This is a genomic window from Photorhabdus bodei, from assembly GCF_003287735.1.
Lineage (GTDB): Bacteria > Pseudomonadota > Gammaproteobacteria > Enterobacterales > Enterobacteriaceae > Photorhabdus > Photorhabdus kayaii.
Window position 1 is genome coordinate 65157 of the sequence record NZ_NSCM01000012.1, and the last position, 21740, is coordinate 86896.

The following is a 21740-nucleotide window of genomic DNA, read 5'->3' on the forward strand; positions in this document are numbered from 1 at the left end:
CACCAGAGCATAAGGGCTGACAAATTTAGCGGACAACTTCCAGTTTTTCAGGTGTAGAACCGACTGCACGCCAGTAAGGCACATACATAGATTCAACCTGTGGTGCAGGAATGGTGTAAACACCCGGAGTTACAGCACGTGCCAGATAGAGCAACGTCACTGGCTGAGACGGATCAACCGCGACTGCCGCCACATATCGATCATCACGATATTCAATATGATGAATCGTCGCCTGTTGCATATCGCCAATCAACTCCTGAAGATTAGCGGCACCCTCACTCAACTTGGCACTGCTGTTAGCCAAGTTCTGGTTTTCCAGCTCCAAGCCGGCGGGCAATAAATCAACAACCAAAGCATCCTGTACGGATTTATCTGAGCTTACCACCAGCTTCACAACCACCATTTCACCGCTTTTCAGATGGTCAATGGAAACCGGATTACCCTTCATATCCAGATAGCTACGCTGAATTTTCAGCACATTAGCGTAAGGTTTTGGAGAGCGCAGTGGGTAGGCCACCACATTTACTCGTGAATAGAGCGTGCTGTCACCAAGGTTACTGATACTCACACCTTGCTGAATATCCTGTGGATACAGCATCTCACTATAGGGCTTATCCCTACTTATTGGTGAAGTCCGCTGATTAATCACCGCTTTCCACGGCTGCACTGATGTATCAATAAAGAAACGTCCCGCCAAGTAGAGTGAATTACTCTCCTGAGTTGAGAAATAATTGCGAGATGTCAATTCATCGGACAGAGCCAGCAATTTCTCATCACGTTCCTTTATTAGCATATTATTTTCAGTCAACAGAGCAACAATCATTGCGTTGTCACGGATGTCACTGCCGTAATCACCTAAATCTACATCATCATGACGGTTTTTACTGATCCCCAAACGAACCGCTTCATCTGCTCGGGTGTTATCCCCCATCAATTTCAGTGCGACTCCCAGTTGTACCAGTGACAAGCCATTGCCTGCTTGCTGACGGCGTTCATAAACTTGTCTCAGAGCGCCCAATGGTGCTTTCTGTTGATTGGCAAGCACCAGACCAGCATAAGACTGAACCGAGAATCGCATTGCTTCCTGATTCTGGCTGTAGGGATAGTTAATAACACTCTTATCCTGTAAATAACGTAACAGACGGTTATTGGCAGAAGTCAGCACCTCTTTAGGTACACTGTAACCTCGTTGACTTGCACGGAATAGAAAATCGGTGACATAGGCCGTTAACCAATATTCTTCATCACCGGTTTTATCCCATAAAGCAAAGCTACCGTCATGACGCTGCATACTCAACAGATGAATAATTCCCTCATCAATACTTGCCCGGCGTTTATTATCATCTTCCGCCATGATACCCAAACTATTCAGCTCTGATTTGTTCGAATAGAGTGACGGATAAAGCCCACTGATTGTCTGTTCAAGACAGCCATATGGGTAGGCGTACAATTCACGAATATAGCGTGAAATCTGTAACGGTGGACGGCTGCTCAGTAACAACTGCCCCTCGGCTCCTTCTGGTGATAAACCCGATAAGGCATTTAACGGCAACTGCCACTCCTCTCCCGGATGAATAACATTAGCGAACAGAACAGTTTCCGCTGGCTGTGCCTGACGCACACCAATCTTCCAACTATTTTTATACGGTTTCAGATTTTCACCGGGTAAATTCAGGCCATCAATCGTCAGGGAAACCTCTCCTTGACCAACCCCCAAATCCGCTGTGACCGGAATCTCTACTGTGGTGCGTTTGCCTTTTTCCAATGTTATCTCTTTGCTAATATCCCCCTCTAACTTAATCAGGTCATTAGCCGCAAAGTTCAAGGTCAAGTTTTGCGTCTGTTCAGTTAAGTTAGTCAAATCTAACGACAACAATGCGCTATCACCACTCGCCATAAAGCGAGGTAATGCCATCTGTGCAACCACCGGCGCAGCAATGACAACTTTACTTTCACCGTGGCCGAACTCGTCTTCACTCCACGCTTGAGCCATCAGCCTCAGTTCACCGTTGAAATCAGGGATTGGTAAAACGATCTGCCCTTCGCCATTTTCATCCAATGTCACCGGCTGTGCTTGTTCAGCGATAATCTTAACTTCGGTTAATGGCTTTCTGCCGCCACGCTCAAGGGCGCTATCATCACCATCACCACCAAAACGCAGATTCGCCAGACGGCCTTCACCTTCAATCAACTGACCATACACATCATATTGATCGACACTGTAACGCTTACGACCAAAGAAGGCCTCATAGGGGTCGGGAGTTTTAAAATTCGTGACATTCAGCACCCCCGTATCGACAGCAGAAAGCAGCACATTAACCTGCTTGGGTAATTTCCGCCCTTGCTGTGGTGTCGCCTTGACTTTAACAGTAAGATTCTGATTCGGACGCATTTTTTCCGGTGCGGATAGCGTCAAATCCAGCTTACGATTTTCATCAGCCAACGGCAGGTGCAACACGCCAATGGCCCGTTTCGGTGTCACCTGACGAGATTTATCCTCTGGACGCACCACCACGGCGGTTAAATAAAGGTCATGACGACGCCACTCTTTATTTACTGGCACTTCCACATCCAAACCTTGTTCTGGCACATCAATTTTTTGCCACCAAAGTGGCCCTTCACTGGATTCCACCAACAGATAACCTTTACCGGCCTGTGGTGCAACCATATGCAGTTTTATCTTCTCACCTACCTGATAAGCGGGTTTATCCAGAGATAACTTCACCTGATCAGGACGAACAGCCCCTGTACCACCGGTATTGTCCTGCCATGAGTAACCCGCCCAGAAATTAACGCTGGTCACTAATTGATTTTCTGGATTAACCACTTCAATACGGTACGACCCCCAATCAACCGGAAAACTGACCTTTGCCGTACCATCTTGAGCAATTTGGATATGTTCATCCGCCATCACCAAATCTTTCTGGTCATAGCCTGATTGCCAACCTTCACCATCCGACCAACGCCAATAATAGTCACGGCGTTCATAAACCAGACGGGCAGTTAAATCTTTTGCAGCATATTTTTTTCCATTGGCATCGGCATACACCACCGCAAATTGCGCCAGTGAATTTTCATCCACATTGTAGCGACTTAGGTAACGCCCTACGCGATAGTCATAAATCTCTTTCTGATTAAACAACGGACGGATACCAACCAGCTTTTCTGCCGGCCAAACGGCCTGTTCAACTCGACGAGTTACCGGGCGGCCGCCAGATTCAAGCAAACCTGCCTGTACAATGACGTTTACCGGCGAAGAGACCGAACTCCAGTTGTCGGCACTGACATTAATTACGGCTTTACCCTCATTACCTAAAACCAAGTCAAACTCATCCAATGTGCGACTAAGATTGTCTTCTGTAACCGCACCAAACTCATAGCCAGGCAATTTTGCTACCGCATCCCGAGCTGGACGCAGAAATAATTGCCCTTGCAAGCGATTATATGCGGCAGGTGCTCCATATAGATAACGGCCTTTAATCGCGAAATCCACATCGTGGTCTTTCATCACGGGTTGCGACTCACTACTAATTTCCAGAGCCATGCGCTCCGGCATAAAATCTTCGACATTAAACTTGTAATAACGGGGTTTGTTATCGCCCAAATCAAAACGTAGCGACCAGAGCCCAGTAGCCGCTGACTGGGGGATCGCATAACGATACTGATACAACCCATTTTCGGGTTGCCAGACAAAACTACGAACAACCTGACCATCGGTTTTCAGTACATCCACTTTAACTGGCTGACTTTTCATTGCGCGGCCATCACCATCACGCAACAGGCCATTGACAATCAACGTTTCACCCGGGCGATAGAGATCACGAGGTCCAAAAACAAAAAACTGTTTGCTGTACCCTTGTGGGCCAGAGATATCAAATTCAGACAGATCCAGCGCCGGTGATACCAAATCAATCATACTGGTTTGGTGATCATGAGTAGCGAGCAATAGTTTCGCTTTCGCATTTTTTTCTAAGCTGACGTGCCCATCATCGTCCGTTGTTGCCTTTGACAATAATTGCCCTTTCTCATCCAACAGCCGTATTTCCACCCCTTTCAGGCTGCTACCTTGCGCCAAAGATTGGGTAAGCACATCCATCTTATCCAGATAGCTGTGCATAGAAACACCAACATCACTTAAGGTAAACATTGTTGCTGGATTGGAATCAGTATATTTACCCGTTTGTTGCATCACCGCCAGATAAACGCCATCTTGCTGTAACTCTTTGATATTACTTAATGGCAACAGTAATTTTTCGCGGGTATTCAGTGTTGGATTCAGATCGAAACGGCCGGTATAAACCAGTTCCGCATCTTTGAGCATCTCTTCAGATTCCCAAGAATTCATATTATTGCGATATTGCCACTGTGCAATAAAAGCCGGTAATGCCGCCTCTTTTATCCTGAAAAAATTAACATCAACACGATTAACATTCAGAGCCAATACCGGCAAACCTTCAGCAACTTTACTGGGTAACAAAGAGCCTTTGCTGGCAAAACCGACAGACGGAGAAATCGTCGCGGTTGTCAGCGTTTTCTCATAAGCCGTTTCGAGTTGACGATCATTGATACCTTTAACATCTTTATCCACGGTCAATTGCAACTTACGGGAGGGTGGCAAATGGCGCAAGCGCAGTTCCATCATGTTATCTGACAGTTCCCACGCCCCATCGAGTTTGCCCTCTTTGACATCCACCAAACGGACATTCTGCGCAAAATCCTGATTCGGATCTAAAGGAACAGAAAATGTCACCACCATTGCACTAGCGCCATCAAGCTGAACTTCCGAGACATCCAGAATCTTCACTGGTTTACCGGCATAACGTTTTACTAATTCAGCCAGTGATGCCGCATCTTTCGGTTTTACTGATTTTGGTGGAGTATTTAATTGTTGAGGTGCTTTTTCGCTTTGAATTTCCGTGGACTGCGGTTGGGCAGCTTGCTTATTATCGGTGCTATCAGATTGGTCACAACCAGAAAGCATCAGCAAAGACGCTAAAATCACCGCCAAATAACGTTTGTTTCTTCTTGGCCGTTGCCAGAATTGACCTTGATTCATAACCATAACCCCTGTCTCAACTCCGGCCAACTGGTGGCAGGATTTAATGAATAACTTTATAAATCAATATATTAAATTTAAATCAAACAGATAGAATCAACTATAATACCTATGATCAACTTATATACCGCCTATTTATACCCGTCATCTTTCAAGTTGCCTCTTTGTTGGCTGCACTCGCTCACCCCGGTCACATCGTTATCTATGCTTCCGGGGATTCACTCCCTTGCCGTCGCGATCCATCTTGAAATCCATAGGGTATATATAAGCAACGTAAAGACATTAAGTTCATATAATAGCCTGTTATTTTAATGAATTAAACATCACAGAAACGATAAGTAAATCTAAATTTATCGATTCAATCTTTCATTAAGAACTCCATATATCTTGTAAAAATAATTTTCGTCATTTCTCTCAGTGACCGAAGATAGACCTTTACTGCACCATCCGCTTGATAATCTACAAGCAGTAAAACAATATAAAATCGATCATTAAAACAAGTTGAATAAACAGGAAATTATCATTATCGTACTGGTTATCAATATCGGATTAAATATATCCGGTTCCAGTATATTATTATCCTCCCCAACAAAATATATTAAAAATATATTAATAGGATTATAAACCAAACAACACAGATGATTATCTCATAGTTCATTACTATTATTTATACCCGTCATCTTTCAAGTTGCTTCTTTGTTGGCTGCACTCACTCACCCCGGTCACATAGTTCTCTATGCTCCCGGGGATTCGCTCCCTTGCCGCCGCGATGCATCTTGAAATCCATAGAGTATATATCATTTATGAATTAATGCCCTCAATTAATAAAAGCAATAAATAATCTTAACAACTGTATATATAATGCTTTATTTAACGCATCATTAACCATTTATCCAGATTAGTCATCACCTTAATAATATATCGATAATGAATAAAAAATCATATAAATAAAATAAAGTCAAAAACATTTAACTTATTATACAGAAATTACCATTAATTAACTGATATTATCAGAAACTAATTTAATCGAATCAGAAACTCATTTTATGAAAATTAGCATTAGAAATAATTATCACCATTAATCCGCAAGTTAAATATATTATTGATAAAAACAAAACAGAGAGAATAGATACAATTAATAACAATTAATTTCATTATTATCACCATACCTAATTTTATTTTCAGATTTAACCATAAAATAAAACCAGCAATAAAGAATATATAAAAATCATAACACTAAAAATATAGAGATATAACAAATTCACTCAACAGAATTACAAAGTTAAAATCCAACAAAATAGAGATTAAGGAAAATCACAATATATTGATATAGAGTGCCACTTTCTTACCAAAAGTGGCTATAATAACTTGCGTGAAACACCGACTACAAAAATTGTTTTCTATAAAATATGAATAAAATCCTCTATGATGAAAAAATAAAATCAAAAATGCGAATAAATTTAGCAATAAAAACATTAACCTATCGTTATTATAATCCCAATTATTTAAAACAGAAAAAAACGCTAACCCCAACGCTGTCGCAAATGGGGTAATAACCTGATGAACATCCATTTTCTCAACGACTTTCATTATGTTACTCGACTAATAATACCTGTCCTGTTTTTAGCTGTTTGACATTTGGTAACCAAAGTCTTCCCCAGCTACCAGTACAATGACATCCATAGACCTCTTTTATATTTTCTTTTATGAAAAATTCTCTGATCTTCAATAACTCCGTCGGTAACGCTCTCCTTAAATGCAATCCGCCTATTACTGCGAATACTTTATCCACACCGGTAATCATTTTAGCGTGGTTAATAATTTCACAAATACCAGAATGACCACAGCCAACGATAATCACCAATCCATTATCGCTTTTCCAAATTAACGCACTATCATCCAATATATAATCATTGGCCCAAGAGCTCTTTCTAACTAACCCAAAGGATTTTCGATGATCATTTGCTATTTCCCCTGAAAAAATAAATCGCTCACTTATCTTCATATGCGATTTCGTTAAACGAAATAAAACTCTCTTCTTGACTCGTTTATTAATTTTACCCGACATTTTTTTAAATTTTAACGCCATTTTCCTGAACATAACACCATAATATTTCTCATTTAATGCATCAGGATGACATATTAATTTAGCATTATGGGGAAAATAGTTAACACCACCTATATGGTCAGAATGCCCATGAGAGATAACAATTTTGGATATATCATCAATAGGTATCCCCATCCTGTTTGCATTCTCAATATAGCTACCATCCGGGCCGGTATCAAAAATTATCTTCTCTTCACCATCTTCAAGTAAAAGACTCAAACCGGGCTTAGCTATCAAATATGAATCAGATGTTTTATTTTCCAGTAGTACAGTTATTTTTAACGACATAGCTTATCCATTAATTTTGTTGAAGTCACGCTTCTATTAAACGGTACGGGTAACAATAGCATTGACGTACATCAATAAAATAATGAAAAGCCATTATATCGTCACATTTTTATAAGCAGATCACAAATTACCCCTCCTCTACTGACAGTTAATTTTTCAACATGAAATGATTATATCTCTATCATATTTATTGTCTTGCAATATTCACATACGAATATTATCCCTTGCTGTACAATATATTTTTAAAGGCCGAGATGAATATATTATTAATAAATAAAACTCAACGATAGATTATTCAGGAAATTTAATCAAACTCACTATACTAATATCAGATGTAGTTAACAATGCTTAATTTGAAATATCACTATAAAGCCAGTAATTGACTTACATAACCACTCTAATTTTATCTATATTATAAGATAAAATATAATATATTCATCAGATATAATTTGAATTCATATTACATAAAAAACATTTATACCTTATGGATTTCAAGATGCATCGCGGCGGCAAGGGAGCGAATCCCCGGGAGCATAGATAACTATGTGGCCGGGGTGAGTGAGTGCAGCCAACAAAGAGGCAACTTGAAGGATGACAGGTATAAATAGAGCAATTAATAATTATCGCCATATATAAACATCATCTACCGTTATAAACATAACCTATCCACTTATAACCAAACATTATTAACACCTTTATTAATACGATAATAGAAATATATTATTTTTATGTAAAAATAGAATTAATACATTTAAAAATAATTGGTAGATTCACATAATAAATACAACATCGTTACTCTGGAAGTAAACATATCCTGTATTCCTTTAAATAATTCATTGGGTATTTTACCACCCCGAGTTTTTCGGGCGATTATTTAATCGGTTTACCACAAAATTTACTTCCTGTTCAGAGACTTCATTAAAATCGGTTCCCTTTGGAAAGTATTGACTGATTAACCCATTGATATTTTCATTGATCCCCCTTTCCCAAGGTGAGTAATGACGCCAATAAATCATGCCATTTATCCCATATAATTATAAAGGATTTAGGTTAAGTGATCTTCTGGCAGATCGAGCGGCAGTAAAAAGCAAGATTGACATGGATAAGTCCTCATATAAATATAACCAGAAAAGGTCATACCTCATCATCAATTAACGACAACCATCACATTACATGTAATTCCACTCTGAAATCAAAAGATAAAAATGTGATAATAATCACATAATTAAAACAAAAGAAATAAAATTAATTTGAAATTATTAATATTGATTATTAAATGATTAATATTAATCTATTTTTTATACAATGCTATCACAAAATAATCACATTGGCCTGTTTTTTGCTTTGTCATATAACTTCTTGTTTTTGCTGCTATCTTAACCAACCTCCTATTTTAGTTGCCCGGTTGATAATCAACCCTAAATATTGATCGCTAAGCTAAATTCGTGGTTAATGCTGCTTCAACATTGTGGAATAGAAAGTCAATGAAAAGCAGTATTTTGGTATTAACGGTCTTTTGTAGCGTGGTTTCAGGCAGTCAGGCCGCCGACATCGCAGATCAACAACTCATTCATCAACAGGCCCGCCAGCAAGCGCTGGAAGCGCAATTAGCCCCGCCGCCTGCGGAAGTTCATCTGTCGGTACCGGAACCCGGGGAATCAGCCGCCTTTGCGGTGGAAACCCCCTGTTTTCCTGTCACCCATGTCGTATTGGCCGGCACCGAAAATTTCCCGCACTGGTTACCGTTCCGGCGTGTCGCTCAACAAGGCGAAAATCATTGCCTGGGCGATAAAGGCATTAACCGGCTGATAACCCAGTTGCAAGATCAGCTCATTAATCACGGCTATGTCACCAGCCGGGTTCTGGCTCCTCCCCAGGATTTGCGTACCCAAACCTTAAAACTGGTGATGATACCGGGAAAAATCCGGCATATCCGCTATACCCCTGACAGCGGGAAATATATCCAGCGGATAACCCCCTTTCCCGCGCGTGAAGGCAAACTGCTGGATTTACGGGATATCGAGCAGGGATTGGAAAACTTGCAACGTTTCCCGACCGTGCAGGCGGAAATGAACATTGTCCCGGCCGCGCAGCCGGGGGAGAGCGATATTGTGCTGGACTGGCGTCAGTCCCGGCACTGGCGAATCGCCACGTATCTGGATGATACGGGTTCGAAAAGTACCGGACGTTATCAGGGCGGATTAACCTTTTTTCTGGATAATCCGCTGGCGCTTAGCGACCAGTTCTATCTCTCCGGGGGACGCGATATTCACTCGTCTGCCGGGAAAGGCAGCCAAAACGACACGCTCTATTACTCCCTGCCCTTCGGCTACTGGATGGCGAGCGTAACGGCCAGTCATTACGATTATACCCAGACAATAGCCGGGCTGAATCAGGCAATTCAATACCGGGGCAAAAGCCAAAACCTGGCGGTCCAGCTCAGCCGGGTGCTGCACCGTAACGCCGACCAGAAAACCTTGCTTAACGGTGAAATTTATCGTCGGGCGTCCCGCAATTTTATTGATAACACTGAAATCGACGTTCAGCGTCGGGAAACCGCGGGCTGGAAGCTGGGGCTATCTCATCATCACGCTATCGGCAGCGCCACGCTGGATACCCGGGTGACTTACCAGCAAGGCATGCGCTGGTTTGGCGCGCAACCTGCGCCGGAAGAGTACCGCAACGAAGGGACCGCTTTGCCCAAAATCACCCAATTCTCGGCGACGCTGGCCGGGCCGTTAACGCTGTTTTCTCAGCCCTTTTCTTATCAAACCCAATACTTACGTCAGATAAGTGCCAGCCCATTGACGCCCCAGGATCGATTCTCGATTGGCGGTCGCTGGACCGTGCGCGGTTTTGATGGCGAGCTGACCTTATCCGCCGATCGGGGTTGGTACAGCCGGAACGAACTGGACTGGCAAACCCCGCTGCGCGGGCAATCGCTGTATCTGGCCATGGATTATGGCGAAGTGGGCGGCCGGGGCAGCGACGCGCTGCTCGGAAAACACCTGGCGGGGAGCGCTCTGGGCTGGCGCGGCAGCCTGAAAGGGGTGAGCTACGACCTGTTTGTCGGCGTTCCGCTGTCCAAACCCGCCGGTTTCCAAACTTCCCCCGTCACGGCCGGATTCAACCTGTATTGGCAGTATTAATTCAAATAACCAAGCTGCCGGTGGGTAGTGTTGTGTGGAGTAAACGTCATGAACAAACAGTTATATCGTATTATCTTTAATCAGGCCCGTCAGATGTGGATGGTGGTGGCCGAGATAGCGCGGGCCGGACGGGGACGAACCGGACGCCGCGCTCATCGCCCGTCTTCACCGCAGCATCGTTGCCGACTCACCGCGCTACGGTTTGGATTGTTGTTAGCCCTTGGTGGGATTTCACTCACGACACAGGCGGCGATTGTGGCCGACGGACAGGCACCGGGACGTCAGCAGCCGACCATCATTCGCAGCGCCAACGGCACGCCGCAGGTCAATATTCAGACCCCCGGTGCCGACGGCGTTTCTCACAATACCTACCGTCAGTTTGACGTGGATAAACAGGGGGTTATCCTCAATAACAGCCATCAGGCCACCCAGACGCAACTCGGCGGCATGGTAGCGGGCAATCCGTGGTTAGCCAAAGGAGACGCCAGTGTTATCCTCAACGAAGTCAACAGCCATGACCGCAGTCACCTCAATGGCTGGATTGAAGTGGCCGGGCAGAAAGCCGAGGTGATTATTGCCAACCCGGCGGGTATCACCTGCAACGGTTGCGGTTTTATTAACGCGCATCGCACCACGCTCACCACCGGACAAGCGCTGATGGAGCGAGGTCGGCTGAAAGGGTTTGATGTTAATCAGGGGGAAGTGCGGATTGACGGGCACGGCATGGACAGCACACAGCAAAGTTACACCGATATTATTGCCCGTTCCGTGGCGATTAACGCCAAATTACACGCGCAAGACCTGAAAGTGACCGTCGGGCGCAATCGGGTGGATGCCGCCCACCAAAACATTGAGAAAAAATCCGCAGACACCACCGACCAGCCGGTGTTTATGCTGGATGTGGCTGCCTTAGGGGGGATGTACGCCCATAAAATTATGCTGGAAGGCACCGAAGCCGGGGTGGGCGTGCATAATGCCGGCAATATCGGCGCGGCCGCCGGCGAGGTGCATATCACCGCCGATGGCCGGATTGAGAACCACGGTGCCATTAGCGCCCGTGACGCGTTGCAACTCACTTCGTCTGCCGAGGTCACTAACGCCGGTAAATTGCTGTCGCAATCGGCGGTCAATTTACAGGCTAAAGGCGTGCTGAATAATCAGGGCCGGGTGGAAGCGCGTGGCGATATCACCGTTACGGCGGGCACGATAAAAGGCAGTCATGACAGTGTATGGGCCGCAGGGCTGGATGATAACGGCAACACTACCCGCCCCGGCTCACTAACTCTGACCGCGCAGGACGTACAGGCCGGGGGCAAAAATCTGGCCGCCGATACGCTGGCGATTCACAGTCAGCAGATTGACCTGAGCGGCAGCCAGACCGCCGCCGGTCAGATTCAACTGACTGCCGGTCAGCAAGGGATAAGTACCGCTCACGCCACCATCAACGCCGACCGTCTTAGCGCGAAAACGCCGGGTCAGTTTAACAACGACGGCGGCCAGTTAGTGGCGCGGGCAATCCACCTCACGACGCCGGATTTATCCAATCATCAGGGAAAAATTAACCAGACCGGGACCGGTGAACTGGCGCTTAACACCCGCACTCTGAATAACCATGAGGGGATGGTATTCAATCAGGGAAAACTGACTCTCACCACTGACCGGCTTAATAACCGTCAGGGCACTATTGCCAGTCAGGGCGAGGACCTGCATCTGACCGCGCATCAGGTGGATAATATTCAAGGCACGGTGCAACTGGCGGGCAACGGACAACTGTCGCTCAATACCCAACAGTGGCTGGGTGATAAGGGCAAACTGCTGACCAATGGCACCCTGACGATACAGGCCGGTGAACTGCAACTCAACCACGCCGACACTCAGGCCGGGCAGATAACCGTCAACGCTGACACCCTAAGCCATCAAGGCGGCGTGATGCAACAACAGGGCAAAGACACCCTGTCCCTCACCTCCCGGATGCTGGATAACCAAAGCGGCACTATTGCGGGTAACGGTCACCTGAACCTGAAGGCGACGACCGTCGATAATCGTCACGGCAACATCGTGGCCGCCGACCAGGGCTCGCTGGCACTGACCGTCAAAGACACGCTGGACAATCAGTGGGGCAAACTGGCAGCCGGCAACGCGCTCCGGCTCAGCGCCGCCGAACTGAATAATAGTCAGGGGAGCATGGTTGCCGCCGGGGACAGCGCCACCCTCACCGTTGGCAAAGCCATTCAAAACGCTAACGGTCATCTTGAAGCCAAAACCCGCCTGACCACGACCAGCCTGACATTGGATAACACGCAGGGCGTGTTGCTGGCGCAAAACATTGACAGCCAGACGACAGGCCATCCCTTCACCAATACCGCGGGACAGGTGATAGCCGAAGACACCCTGACGGTCAACAGCGGTCAACTGGATAATACGGCGGGGCTGTTACAGGCCGGTCGCGAGATGGCCGTTGATACCCACGGGCATGGGCTCACCAATACCCACCATGCCGACCAAAAACAAAAAGCGGGTCGGGTGTTAAGCGGCGGGCAGTTAACCCTGCGTACCGGCGATATCAATAACACCGGCGGCATAATCGCGGCGGACGGCAAAACCACGCTGACCAGCACCGCGCTCAATAATACGCAGGGCCAGATAGCCGGAAATAGCGGGCTGGACATTCACAGTCAGCAACTGATAAACCGCGAGGGCACCCTGCAATCCGCAGACGCCCTGAATTTGGATACCGACGGGCAGTTACTGGATAACCGACAGGGCCAGATTATGGGTGAGGGCAAAACGACCGTCACCAGCGGCCCGCTGGATAATACGGCGGGACTGTTACAATCCGGTCGCGAGATGGTCATTGACACCCACGGCCACAAACTCACCAATACCCGCGATACCGACCAAAAAGCGGGCCGGTTGTTGAGTGGCGGGCAGTTAACCCTGCGCGCCGGCGACACCGATAACACCGGCGGCATGATAGCGGGTAATGGCGGACTGGACATTCACAGCCGACAACTCACCAACCGCGAGGGGACCCTGCAATCCGCCGACGCCCTGACTCTGGATACCGACGGGCAGTTACTGGATAACCAACAGGGCCATATTCTCGGTGAGGGCAAAACGACCGTCACCAGCGGCCCGCTGGACAACCGCCACGGTCATCTTCAAGGCGGACAGTTGGCTATCGATACCCGACACTCCGCGCTGGATAACCGGGACGGCAAATTGTTGTCGGCAGAGACGTTCAACCTGAAAACCCAGCGGCTTGATAATCGTCACGGACAGGCGCAGGCGGTGGGCGACACCCGACTTCATGTTGACACCGAAACCGATAACACCGGCGGTCTTATCCGTGGCGGTCAGCAATTGACCCTGAACACCACTCACCTGATTAACCGCGAGACGGCGCAGACAGATAACGGGCTGGAAGCGCAAAACCTGACGGTCAACGCTCAACAGGTGGACAATACCCAGGGCGCTTTACGGGCAGCTAACCATCTGCAAGCGACCATCCGCCAGACGTTAAATAACACTCAGGGGCTGGTTTCTGCGGGCAAACAACTGACGGTGGGCGACAGGACCGGACCCGCATCGCTGGCGATTAACAACCGACAAGGTACCCTGATTGCCGGGGAACACGCAGCTATCACCGCACGCGCCTTGAGCGGCGACGGCCAACTGTTATCACAGGGCGATATGGCGGTCACCTTAACCGGGGATTTTCACCATACCGGCAACACGGCGGCTAATGGCAATCTGACCCTGAAAACGACCGGCAATATCCTCAATGACCGCCAGATAAAAGCCGGTCAGGCGCTGCATCTTGACGCACGGAATCTCACCAATAGCGCGTCAGGCGAAATCAGCGCCGGACAAACACAAATCAAGGCTCGCGATACCCTGAACAATACCGGATTGATTGACGGCGGTGTGACCCACTTGACAGCTAACACCCTGAACAATACCGGCACCGGCCGCATTTACGGTGACCGGCTCGCGCTACAGACGGAGACCCTGAATAACACCGCAAAGGGTGGCAAAGCCGCCGTGATTGCCGCGCGTGACCGGCTGGATATCGGCACCGCAACGCTCAACAACCAACATCACGCGCAGATTTACAGCGTGGGCGACATGCACATCGGCGGCCGGTTGGATAACACCCTGACGGCTACCGGTCAAGCCCGCGCGCTCAATAACCACGCCGCGACGATTGAAGCCGGGAACAACCTGAAGATTCAGGCCGACCGGATTAAAAACACCAACGCCGGGTTGGTGACTCAGGTCGTCGAAACGGAAAAGTCTCAGCATCATGACGCGGTACTGAGCGGCCGGACCACCCGTTATGACTGGTCGCAGGTGGACACTTCCCGCCACAATAAATACGGCGTGCACGATGCCATCATGCCGGACGGCAGCGGCAGTAATGACTTTTACGAATATCAGTACACCCGTACCGTCAGGGAAACTCAAGTCAAACAGAGTGACCCCGGTAAAATTCTGGCCGGGGGCAATATGACGCTCAACAGCGCGCAGGTCACCAATCATGACAGCCAAATTATCGCCGGTGGGGCGCTGGACGGGGTGATAGGCGAGCTGCACAATATTGCCACGCAGGGGGAACGCATCACTACCGATGAAGGTCGCCAGACCCATTGGTATGCGAAAAAGAAACGACTTAAGCCCAGATTCCGCGGCACCAAAACCTCACAAGGGAAAAGCCGCAGTCGTTATGCCCCCGCGCCAGTGATAGAAACCCTCGACCTGAAAACGCTGGCCTGGCAGGACCATACCCGTCCACAGGGTACCGATATCACGATTACAGACCGACAAACCGGTCAGATACACTCGGCCCCCACGGCGGTAACACCCGTGACCGGCATTAACGACCAACCGCTGGTGCTGCCGCCCGGTCAGCCCTTAGTCCTGCCCCCCGGCCAGCCGTTTGAACTGAGTTTGCCCCCGGAGACCGTCAAAGGACACACGGTTGACCCGGTCATCCGTGTTATCACGCCCGACACCCGCTTGCCGGATAACAGCCTGTATACCGTACAACCGGGCAGTGACAGCCACTATCTGGTCGAGACCGACCCCAAATTCACCCAATATAAACAATGGCTGGGTTCGGACTACATGCGGCAACAACTCACCCATGACCCGGCGTTCGTGCACAAACGGTTAGGGGACGGGTTCTATGAACAGCGCCTGGTGCGGGAGCAGATTACCCAACTGACCGGCCGGCGCTATCTGTCCGGTTACAACAACGATGAAGCGCAGTTTAAAGCGCTGATGGACGCGGGTATCGTTTTTGGCAAACAGCAACAGTTAACGCCGGGCGTGGCTTTAAGCCCGGCGCAGATGGCGCTGCTGACCTCGGACATTATCTGGCTGACGAACCAAACCGTCACCTTGCCGGATGGCACTACCGAGGTGGTGACTGTGCCGCAGGTTTATGCCCGCGTCCGTCAGGGCGACCTGAGCAGTGACGGCGCCTTGCTGGCCGGGAATACCGTGGCGCTTAACAATCAGGGCGATATCACTAACAGCGGCACGATAAGCGGGCGTGACGTCACCCAACTGACCGCCAACAACCTGACCAACAGCGGCTTTATTCGCGGCGGCAAAGTGGATTTAGCGGCCCAACAAACGCTCACCAACCGGGGCGGCCAGATTCAGGGGGATGACCGGGTGACCCTGAAAGGCCGGGATATCACCAGCGCATCGACTGTGCGCGGGGATGAAGCTAACCGCTGGCTGGACCGTCCGGCGGGGATTTATGTGCAGAACGATAAGGGCACCTTATCGCTGAGCGCCATCAACAATGTGCAATTAACCGCCAGTGACGTCAAGAATGCCGGTAAAGACAGTCACACCGAGATAACCGCAGGCCATGACCTGACGCTGGACGCCTTAAGCACGCGCCGTATAGAACAAGGCAACTGGGGGAAAGATAACTACCGTCATCTGACCCAACAACAAGATATCGGCAGCCAGATAACCGGCACCGGTGAGGTGACCCTGCAAGCCGGGCAGGATTTGAACGCCACCGCCGCCCACGTTAACGCCGGTCAACAACTGACGGCGCAGGCCGGGAATAACCTGACGCTGACCACCGGTACTGCGTCCTCAGACTTAGTGGAGCACAGTAAACAGACCAGCAAAGGCTGGCTGTCGAAATCGTCAGTGGAAACCCACGACGAAGTGCATGACCGGCAGGCTCTGAGCACCACATTCAGTGGCGATAAGGTCAATCTCCAGGCAGGTAAAAACTTAAATATCAGCGGCAGCAATGTCGCGGGTACGCAGGATGTCAGCCTGAGCGCCGGTCATCAGCTCACCGTCACCACCGCCGTGGAAGCGCACGATGAAACCCATTTGAGGCAGGAGAAAAAATCCGGCCTGATGGGCACCGGTGGGATTGGCTTCACCTTAGGCAAAGCCAGCCAGAAAGTCACCACCGACAGTGACAGCCAGCTGAGTAAAGGCAGCACGGTCGGCAGCAGCCAGGGTAACGTCACCCTCAACGCCGGTGAACAGCTCCGGGTTCACGGCAGCGAGGTGATTGCCGGTAAAGACCTGACGCTGACCGGTCAACAGGTCGATATCACCAGCGCGGAAAACCGCCATCACGCCTCGACAAAAACCGAACAAAAACAGAGCGGCTTAACCGTGGCGCTGAGTGGCGCAGCCGGTGGGGCCGTCAACAGCGCAGTGCAAACCGCCAAAACCGCCCGCAATGAAAGTGACCCGCGAGTGAAAGCCCTGCAAAACACTCAAGCCGCCCTGAACGGGGTGCAAGCGGTGCAGGCGGGCCGACTGGCGGAAGCTCAGGACAGTGACGACAAAGGCAATAATAATCTGGCCGGGGTGAGCCTGTCCTACGGTCGCCAGTCTTCCCGTTCAGAACAGCAGCACCGCCAGACTACCCAACAGAGCAGCCATCTCACTGCCGGGGATAACCTGACCATAACCGCCAAAGGGGATGGCAAAGGCGCATCAGGCCAGAATGGCGATATCCGTATTCAGGGCAGCCAGTTACAGGCGGGTAAAGACCTGCAACTGAATGCTAACCGGGATATTCAGCTCTCCTCCAGCCAGAGCACCGAACAGACCACCGGCAAAAACAGCAGCCACGGCAGCTCGCTGGGCATGGGCCTGACCGCGGGACCGGGAGGCACCGGCCTGAACGTCTCGGCCAATGTCAGTCGGGGCAACGGCCGTGAAAACGGCAACGGCGTCAGTCACACTAACACCACGTTACAGGCGGGACAGACCGTTGGGCTGAACAGTGGCCGGGATACCACGCTGAAAGGGGCTCAGGTCAGCGGCGAGCAGATTACCGCCGAGGTAAAACGTCATTTGACATTAAGCAGCGAGCAGGACAGTCAGCGCTATGACAGCCAGCAACACAACGCCAGTGCGGGCGTCAGCGCCACCGTGGGCCCCCTCACCCACGGTACCGCGAGCCTCAATGCCAGCCGCAATAAACTCCACAGCAACTATGACAGCGTGCAGGAGCAGACCGGGCTGTTTGCCGGCAAAAGCGGCTATCAGGTTAACGTCGGCGACCACACCCAACTGGACGGCGCGGTGATAGCAAGTACCGCCGACAAAGCCAAAAACACCCTGAACACAGGGACGCTGGGCTTCAAGGACATTCAAAATAAAGCGGACTTTACTGTCGAGCAGCAAAGCGCGGGCATCAGCCTCGGCCAACCCACCGCCAGTCAGGTCCTGAATAATCTGGCGGTCAATGGGCTGAGCGGTTCCCATAACCAGGGCCATGACAGCAGCACCACGCACGCCGCCGTCAGCGACGGCAACCTGATTATCCGGGATAAGGCGCACCAGACGCAGGATGTCGCGACCCTCAGCCGCGATACCGATAACGCCGCGAATGTCCTGAGTCCGATATTTGATAAGGAAAAAGAGCAGCAACGGCTGAAACAGGCGCGACTGATTGGCGAAATCAGCGCCCAGATGACCGAGATAGCCAGTACCGAAGGGAAAATTATCGCCACCAAAGCGGCGAAAGAGAAGTTAGACCATATCAGTGAACCGGACAAAGCGGCAGCCAGAAAAAAACTGGTCGACAGTGGCAATCCACACCCGACTGCGGCGGATATCAATAAGCAAGTTTATGACACCGCTTACACACAGGCGCTGAATGACTCGGGCTTTGGGACCGGCGGAACCTATCAGAAAGCCCTACAGGCGGCTACGGCAGCGATTCAGGGCTTAGCGGGCAACAATCTCGGTCAGGCGCTGGCCGGGGGCGCTTCACCGTATCTGGCGGGCGTGATAAAAGAGCTGACCACCGACCCGAAAACCCATCAGGTGGATATCGCCACCAACACGCTGGCCCATGCGATTTTAGGCGCGGTGGCGGCGGAAGTGAGCGGTAACAATGCCCTGTCGGGTGCAGTCGGTGCCGCGTCGGGTGAACTGGCGGCTCAGGTTCTGATAAAGCAACTTTACGGCGATGGAGCAAAAGTCAGTGAGTTAACGGAAGAGCAAAAACAAACTATCAGCACCCTTTCCACTCTGGCGGCCGGGCTGGCCGGTGGTATTGCCGGTGACTCCAGCGCCAGTGCCCTCACTGGGGCGCAGGCAGGGAAGAATGCAATTGAGAATAACTATCTGAGCGTGAATGAGCTGGATAGTTTTGCGCACCAAGCCCGCACCTGTGAAGGCGAAAGCTGCAAACAAGTGATCAAGGATATGGTGGAGACCAATATCCGTAATCAGCAGGAAATGCTGGACTTCTGCAACAACAACCCGACCCAGTGTGCGCAGAAGTATGGTTATCTGGTTGATCAGTGGCCGGTGTTTGAACATACCCTCAAAAATATGGACCGGGACGGCACATTGCCGGTTGAGTTCAGAAATTACCTGTCGGCGGTGAATACGTTAGGTCAGGCGGCAACCGGCAAGGTAGGCGAACTCGGCTGGACAAAACGCTTTGAGGCAATGGGCATGAGTCAGGAGACTGCCGCTGCGATGGCGATGACGCTGCCTGTTATTGTTGAGGGCAGCAAAGGGCCGAAATCATCGCCAACAACAAAAGGAAGCACAGGCGCGGTTGTTAATACAGAGAAAGCGGCGCTGGAAAAGATTGGGAAAAACAGTCAAGGCACAACGAATCTGGGTGATAAATCGGCTAATACTGTTTATCATCAACAGCTTATAAAAAATGCTGAAAAGATATCTACCGCGAAACCGGGGCAACAAGTTGCAGCACCAAGGGATCTGAATGAGCAAACTTTCTGGAAACAGGTGCAATCTAATCCCCTGCAAGGAAAAGATTTACCAGGATTAAATAATGATCCGCGTTTTCCTATGGCAGCAGGTTTCCAAAAAATGGAAGCAAAACATAAGCTCCCTGATGGACAAACGATAACTATACATTACCAGTACAACTCAAATACTGGTAAAGCCTATGACATGAAGATTACTACCCCTCAGAGAATCCAACAGGATCCTAAAAAGGTAATAGATTCAATAAAGGATAATGTTAAATGAAAATAAAAGAATCAGATGGTGAAGTCATTGATGTATTTGCTATTTATTGGATAAATGAAAAATCCTTATGTTTAGGCATGCCAAGAAATTATGGAGGATTATCCGCTTATGATCTTTCGCAAGTAACAGTAATTGATCCTACATTGAATGGTGAACTGGTATATTTTCAAAATAATAATCCGGGTATTTATCATTGGGCGTTGATTAGAGAGAGGTTATTAGACGATCTACTTGAATTAGATGAAACTGCTTATCAACGCTTTTTGGCAATCCTAAAAGAGGAAGGTAATATAGAACAGGATTTTTGTTAATTAGGCGTCCCGGTCAGTGGCCGGGAGCTTCCTGCTTTTAACCGTCAGCTGTTCTCAACAAGCCGGATAATCAACTGCCCGTGCTCAACACTAACCTGCACCGGCAGTCCGGTCGCAAAGCCCGCTTCTTCCAGCCAGTTGCCTTTAAGGTGCAGGCTGGGATGCTGGCTGTAATAACGGGTCATGCCGGTGCTGCGGTCTTCGTGGCGGGTGCGGGCATATCCCACCTTATAGCTGCGCCGGGCTTTTGAAATCGCTAAATCTGCATTACAATCGCGGTTAGCCATAAATCAACTCCTGCTTAGTTGGTTGTGGTTAGCGGTTGTGGCAGGTTGCCGCCTGCTCCATCCGCGTTAAAAAATCCTTTCTCTTAGCTGTCTGTCTTTTACTGTTGTGCCTGTGCAATTACCGCATCCAGCATCTCTGAAACCAGCTTCTGCTTAGCGCGGGGCAACTGGCTAATAATCTGTATCTGTTGCTCAAGCCGTGAAGCCGGTCCCCGTTTACGGGGGATCGTGTCGCTCTCTTCGCCGAACAGCTCTTCCAGTGAAACAGAAAGTAACTTTGCTATCTCAGGCAGGACAGAGATCTGGATCCGTCTTCTGCCCGCTTCCCATGACTGAACCGCTTGCTGAGAAACGTTCAGTGCCTGAGCCAGTTGCGCTTGTGTGAGTCCGGCGTGTTTACGCAGGGCAGAAATCCGCTGACCTAACGTCATCATAAATACCTGTTCTTCACTACTGATGGAGGCGGCCATAGTCGTTGTTACCGATGTAAAAAGTGACTGAATGACCCTAATCTACAACATGTTTTACATCTTACTGTTGTAAATACTACCAGCTGTAGTATATGATTGTCGAGTTATTTTTATCCAAACCCTATTGACAGGTTTTTACAGGAGGTCATTGATGACCCGCATTCCCGATACCGATTTAGCCCGCTTAAAGCAAACCGTCTCGTTGCTGGGGCTGGCGCGTAAGCAAGGCCGTGCGATGAAAAAACGCGGTGAGGATTATGTGCTGCGCTGTCCGTTCCATCACGAGAAAACGCCCTCAATGGTGATATCGCCTGCCAAGAATCTGTATCACTGCTTTGGCTGTGGCGCAGCGGGATCGGTGCTGGACTGGGTGATACAAACGGAAGGCGTCACGCTGAAAATCGCTATCCGTCGGTTAAGGGAGCTGGTCGGGCTGCCGGACATGGACAATGCAGTTGTGGCCGCTTCTTCTTTAGCCGCCCCGCCGGGATCACAGGCCGCACCTCTGCCGAGCCCGAAACTGGCCGACCTGGACGATGACGGGCAGGCGCTGTTG

The 21740-nt window shown here is 49.3% G+C and carries 11 protein-coding genes and 1 pseudogene; 5 read left to right on the forward strand and 7 right to left on the reverse strand.

Going from position 1 to position 21740, the window contains the following annotated elements; translation table 11 throughout:
* Window positions 1-25: 25 nt before the first annotated feature.
* The 4 genes from CKY02_RS10300 to CKY02_RS10310 form a co-directional block, all read right to left on the reverse strand.
* Window positions 26-5056: an alpha-2-macroglobulin family protein gene (locus CKY02_RS10300; protein ID WP_112895229.1), complete on the reverse strand. Its 5031-nt coding sequence runs from the start codon at window positions 5054-5056 to the stop codon at window positions 26-28.
* A 663-nt stretch (window positions 5057-5719) separates the two neighbouring features.
* Window positions 5720-5857, reverse strand: a complete 138-nt coding sequence (locus CKY02_RS24525) for a hypothetical protein (protein ID WP_162120183.1) — start codon at window positions 5855-5857, stop codon at window positions 5720-5722.
* A gap of 513 nt (window positions 5858-6370) precedes the next feature.
* Window positions 6371-6646, reverse strand: coding sequence for a hypothetical protein (locus CKY02_RS25310; RefSeq protein WP_112895230.1), 276 nt, complete (start codon window positions 6644-6646; stop codon window positions 6371-6373).
* Window positions 6647-6650: 4 nt separating this feature from the next.
* Complete coding sequence (locus CKY02_RS10310) at window positions 6651-7451, reverse strand: MBL fold metallo-hydrolase (RefSeq protein ID WP_112895231.1); 801 nt, start codon at window positions 7449-7451, stop codon at window positions 6651-6653.
* Between the two features lie 449 nt (window positions 7452-7900).
* Between CKY02_RS10310 and CKY02_RS24530 the strand changes: the two genes are divergently transcribed.
* Complete coding sequence (locus CKY02_RS24530) at window positions 7901-8059, forward strand: hypothetical protein (protein ID WP_167405294.1); 159 nt, start codon at window positions 7901-7903, stop codon at window positions 8057-8059.
* A 184-nt stretch (window positions 8060-8243) separates the two neighbouring features.
* On the opposite strand, the pseudogene CKY02_RS10315 reads toward CKY02_RS24530, so the two are convergent.
* Window positions 8244-8464: pseudogene (locus CKY02_RS10315) on the reverse strand (transposase); the annotation flags it as partial.
* A 471-nt stretch (window positions 8465-8935) separates the two neighbouring features.
* On the opposite strand from CKY02_RS10315, the gene CKY02_RS10320 reads away from it, so the two are divergent.
* Genes CKY02_RS10320 through CKY02_RS10335 form a run of 3 tightly spaced genes read left to right on the forward strand, consistent with a single transcriptional unit; the run spans window position 8936 to window position 20427 of the window.
* A complete protein-coding gene (locus tag CKY02_RS10320; protein WP_112895232.1) occupies window positions 8936-10600 on the forward strand; it encodes a ShlB/FhaC/HecB family hemolysin secretion/activation protein in 1665 nt (554 codons plus the stop codon).
* A gap of 48 nt (window positions 10601-10648) precedes the next feature.
* Window positions 10649-20116 (forward strand): two-partner secretion domain-containing protein, encoded by a 9468-nt coding sequence (locus tag CKY02_RS10325; protein ID WP_167405295.1) that lies wholly within the window; start codon window positions 10649-10651, stop codon window positions 20114-20116.
* On the forward strand, window positions 20113-20427 hold the full coding sequence (locus CKY02_RS10335) for a hypothetical protein (RefSeq protein ID WP_112895233.1): 315 nt from the start codon (window positions 20113-20115) through the stop codon (window positions 20425-20427). The genes CKY02_RS10325 and CKY02_RS10335 overlap by 4 nt, the downstream gene beginning before the upstream one ends.
* Before the next feature lie 44 nt (window positions 20428-20471).
* On the opposite strand, the gene CKY02_RS10340 is transcribed toward CKY02_RS10335, so the two are convergent.
* Window positions 20472-20714: a SymE family type I addiction module toxin gene (locus CKY02_RS10340; RefSeq protein WP_112895234.1), complete on the reverse strand. Its 243-nt coding sequence runs from the start codon at window positions 20712-20714 to the stop codon at window positions 20472-20474.
* A gap of 98 nt (window positions 20715-20812) precedes the next feature.
* Window positions 20813-21184: a helix-turn-helix domain-containing protein gene (locus tag CKY02_RS10345; protein ID WP_041379902.1), complete on the reverse strand. Its 372-nt coding sequence runs from the start codon at window positions 21182-21184 to the stop codon at window positions 20813-20815.
* Between the two features lie 151 nt (window positions 21185-21335).
* Here CKY02_RS10345 and CKY02_RS10350 point away from each other — a divergent pair.
* Window positions 21336-21740 (forward strand): CHC2 zinc finger domain-containing protein (locus tag CKY02_RS10350; protein ID WP_240002036.1); only part of this gene is annotated, 405 nt, incomplete at its 3' end.

Coding starts and splice junctions, on each gene's coding strand:
- CKY02_RS10300 (WP_112895229.1), bottom strand. CDS start 5,056: ATGAATCAAGGTCAATTCTGGCAACGGCCAAGAAGAAACAAACGTTAT.
- CKY02_RS24525 (WP_162120183.1), bottom strand. CDS start 5,857: ATGATATATACTCTATGGATTTCAAGATGCATCGCGGCGGCAAGGGAG.
- CKY02_RS25310 (WP_112895230.1), bottom strand. CDS start 6,646: ATGAAAGTCGTTGAGAAAATGGATGTTCATCAGGTTATTACCCCATTT.
- CKY02_RS10310 (WP_112895231.1), bottom strand. CDS start 7,451: ATGTCGTTAAAAATAACTGTACTACTGGAAAATAAAACATCTGATTCA.
- CKY02_RS10320 (WP_112895232.1), top strand. CDS start 8,936: ATGAAAAGCAGTATTTTGGTATTAACGGTCTTTTGTAGCGTGGTTTCA.
- CKY02_RS10325 (WP_167405295.1), top strand. CDS start 10,649: ATGAACAAACAGTTATATCGTATTATCTTTAATCAGGCCCGTCAGATG.
- CKY02_RS10335 (WP_112895233.1), top strand. CDS start 20,113: ATGAAAATAAAAGAATCAGATGGTGAAGTCATTGATGTATTTGCTATT.
- CKY02_RS10340 (WP_112895234.1), bottom strand. CDS start 20,714: ATGGCTAACCGCGATTGTAATGCAGATTTAGCGATTTCAAAAGCCCGG.
- CKY02_RS10345 (WP_041379902.1), bottom strand. CDS start 21,184: ATGGCCGCCTCCATCAGTAGTGAAGAACAGGTATTTATGATGACGTTA.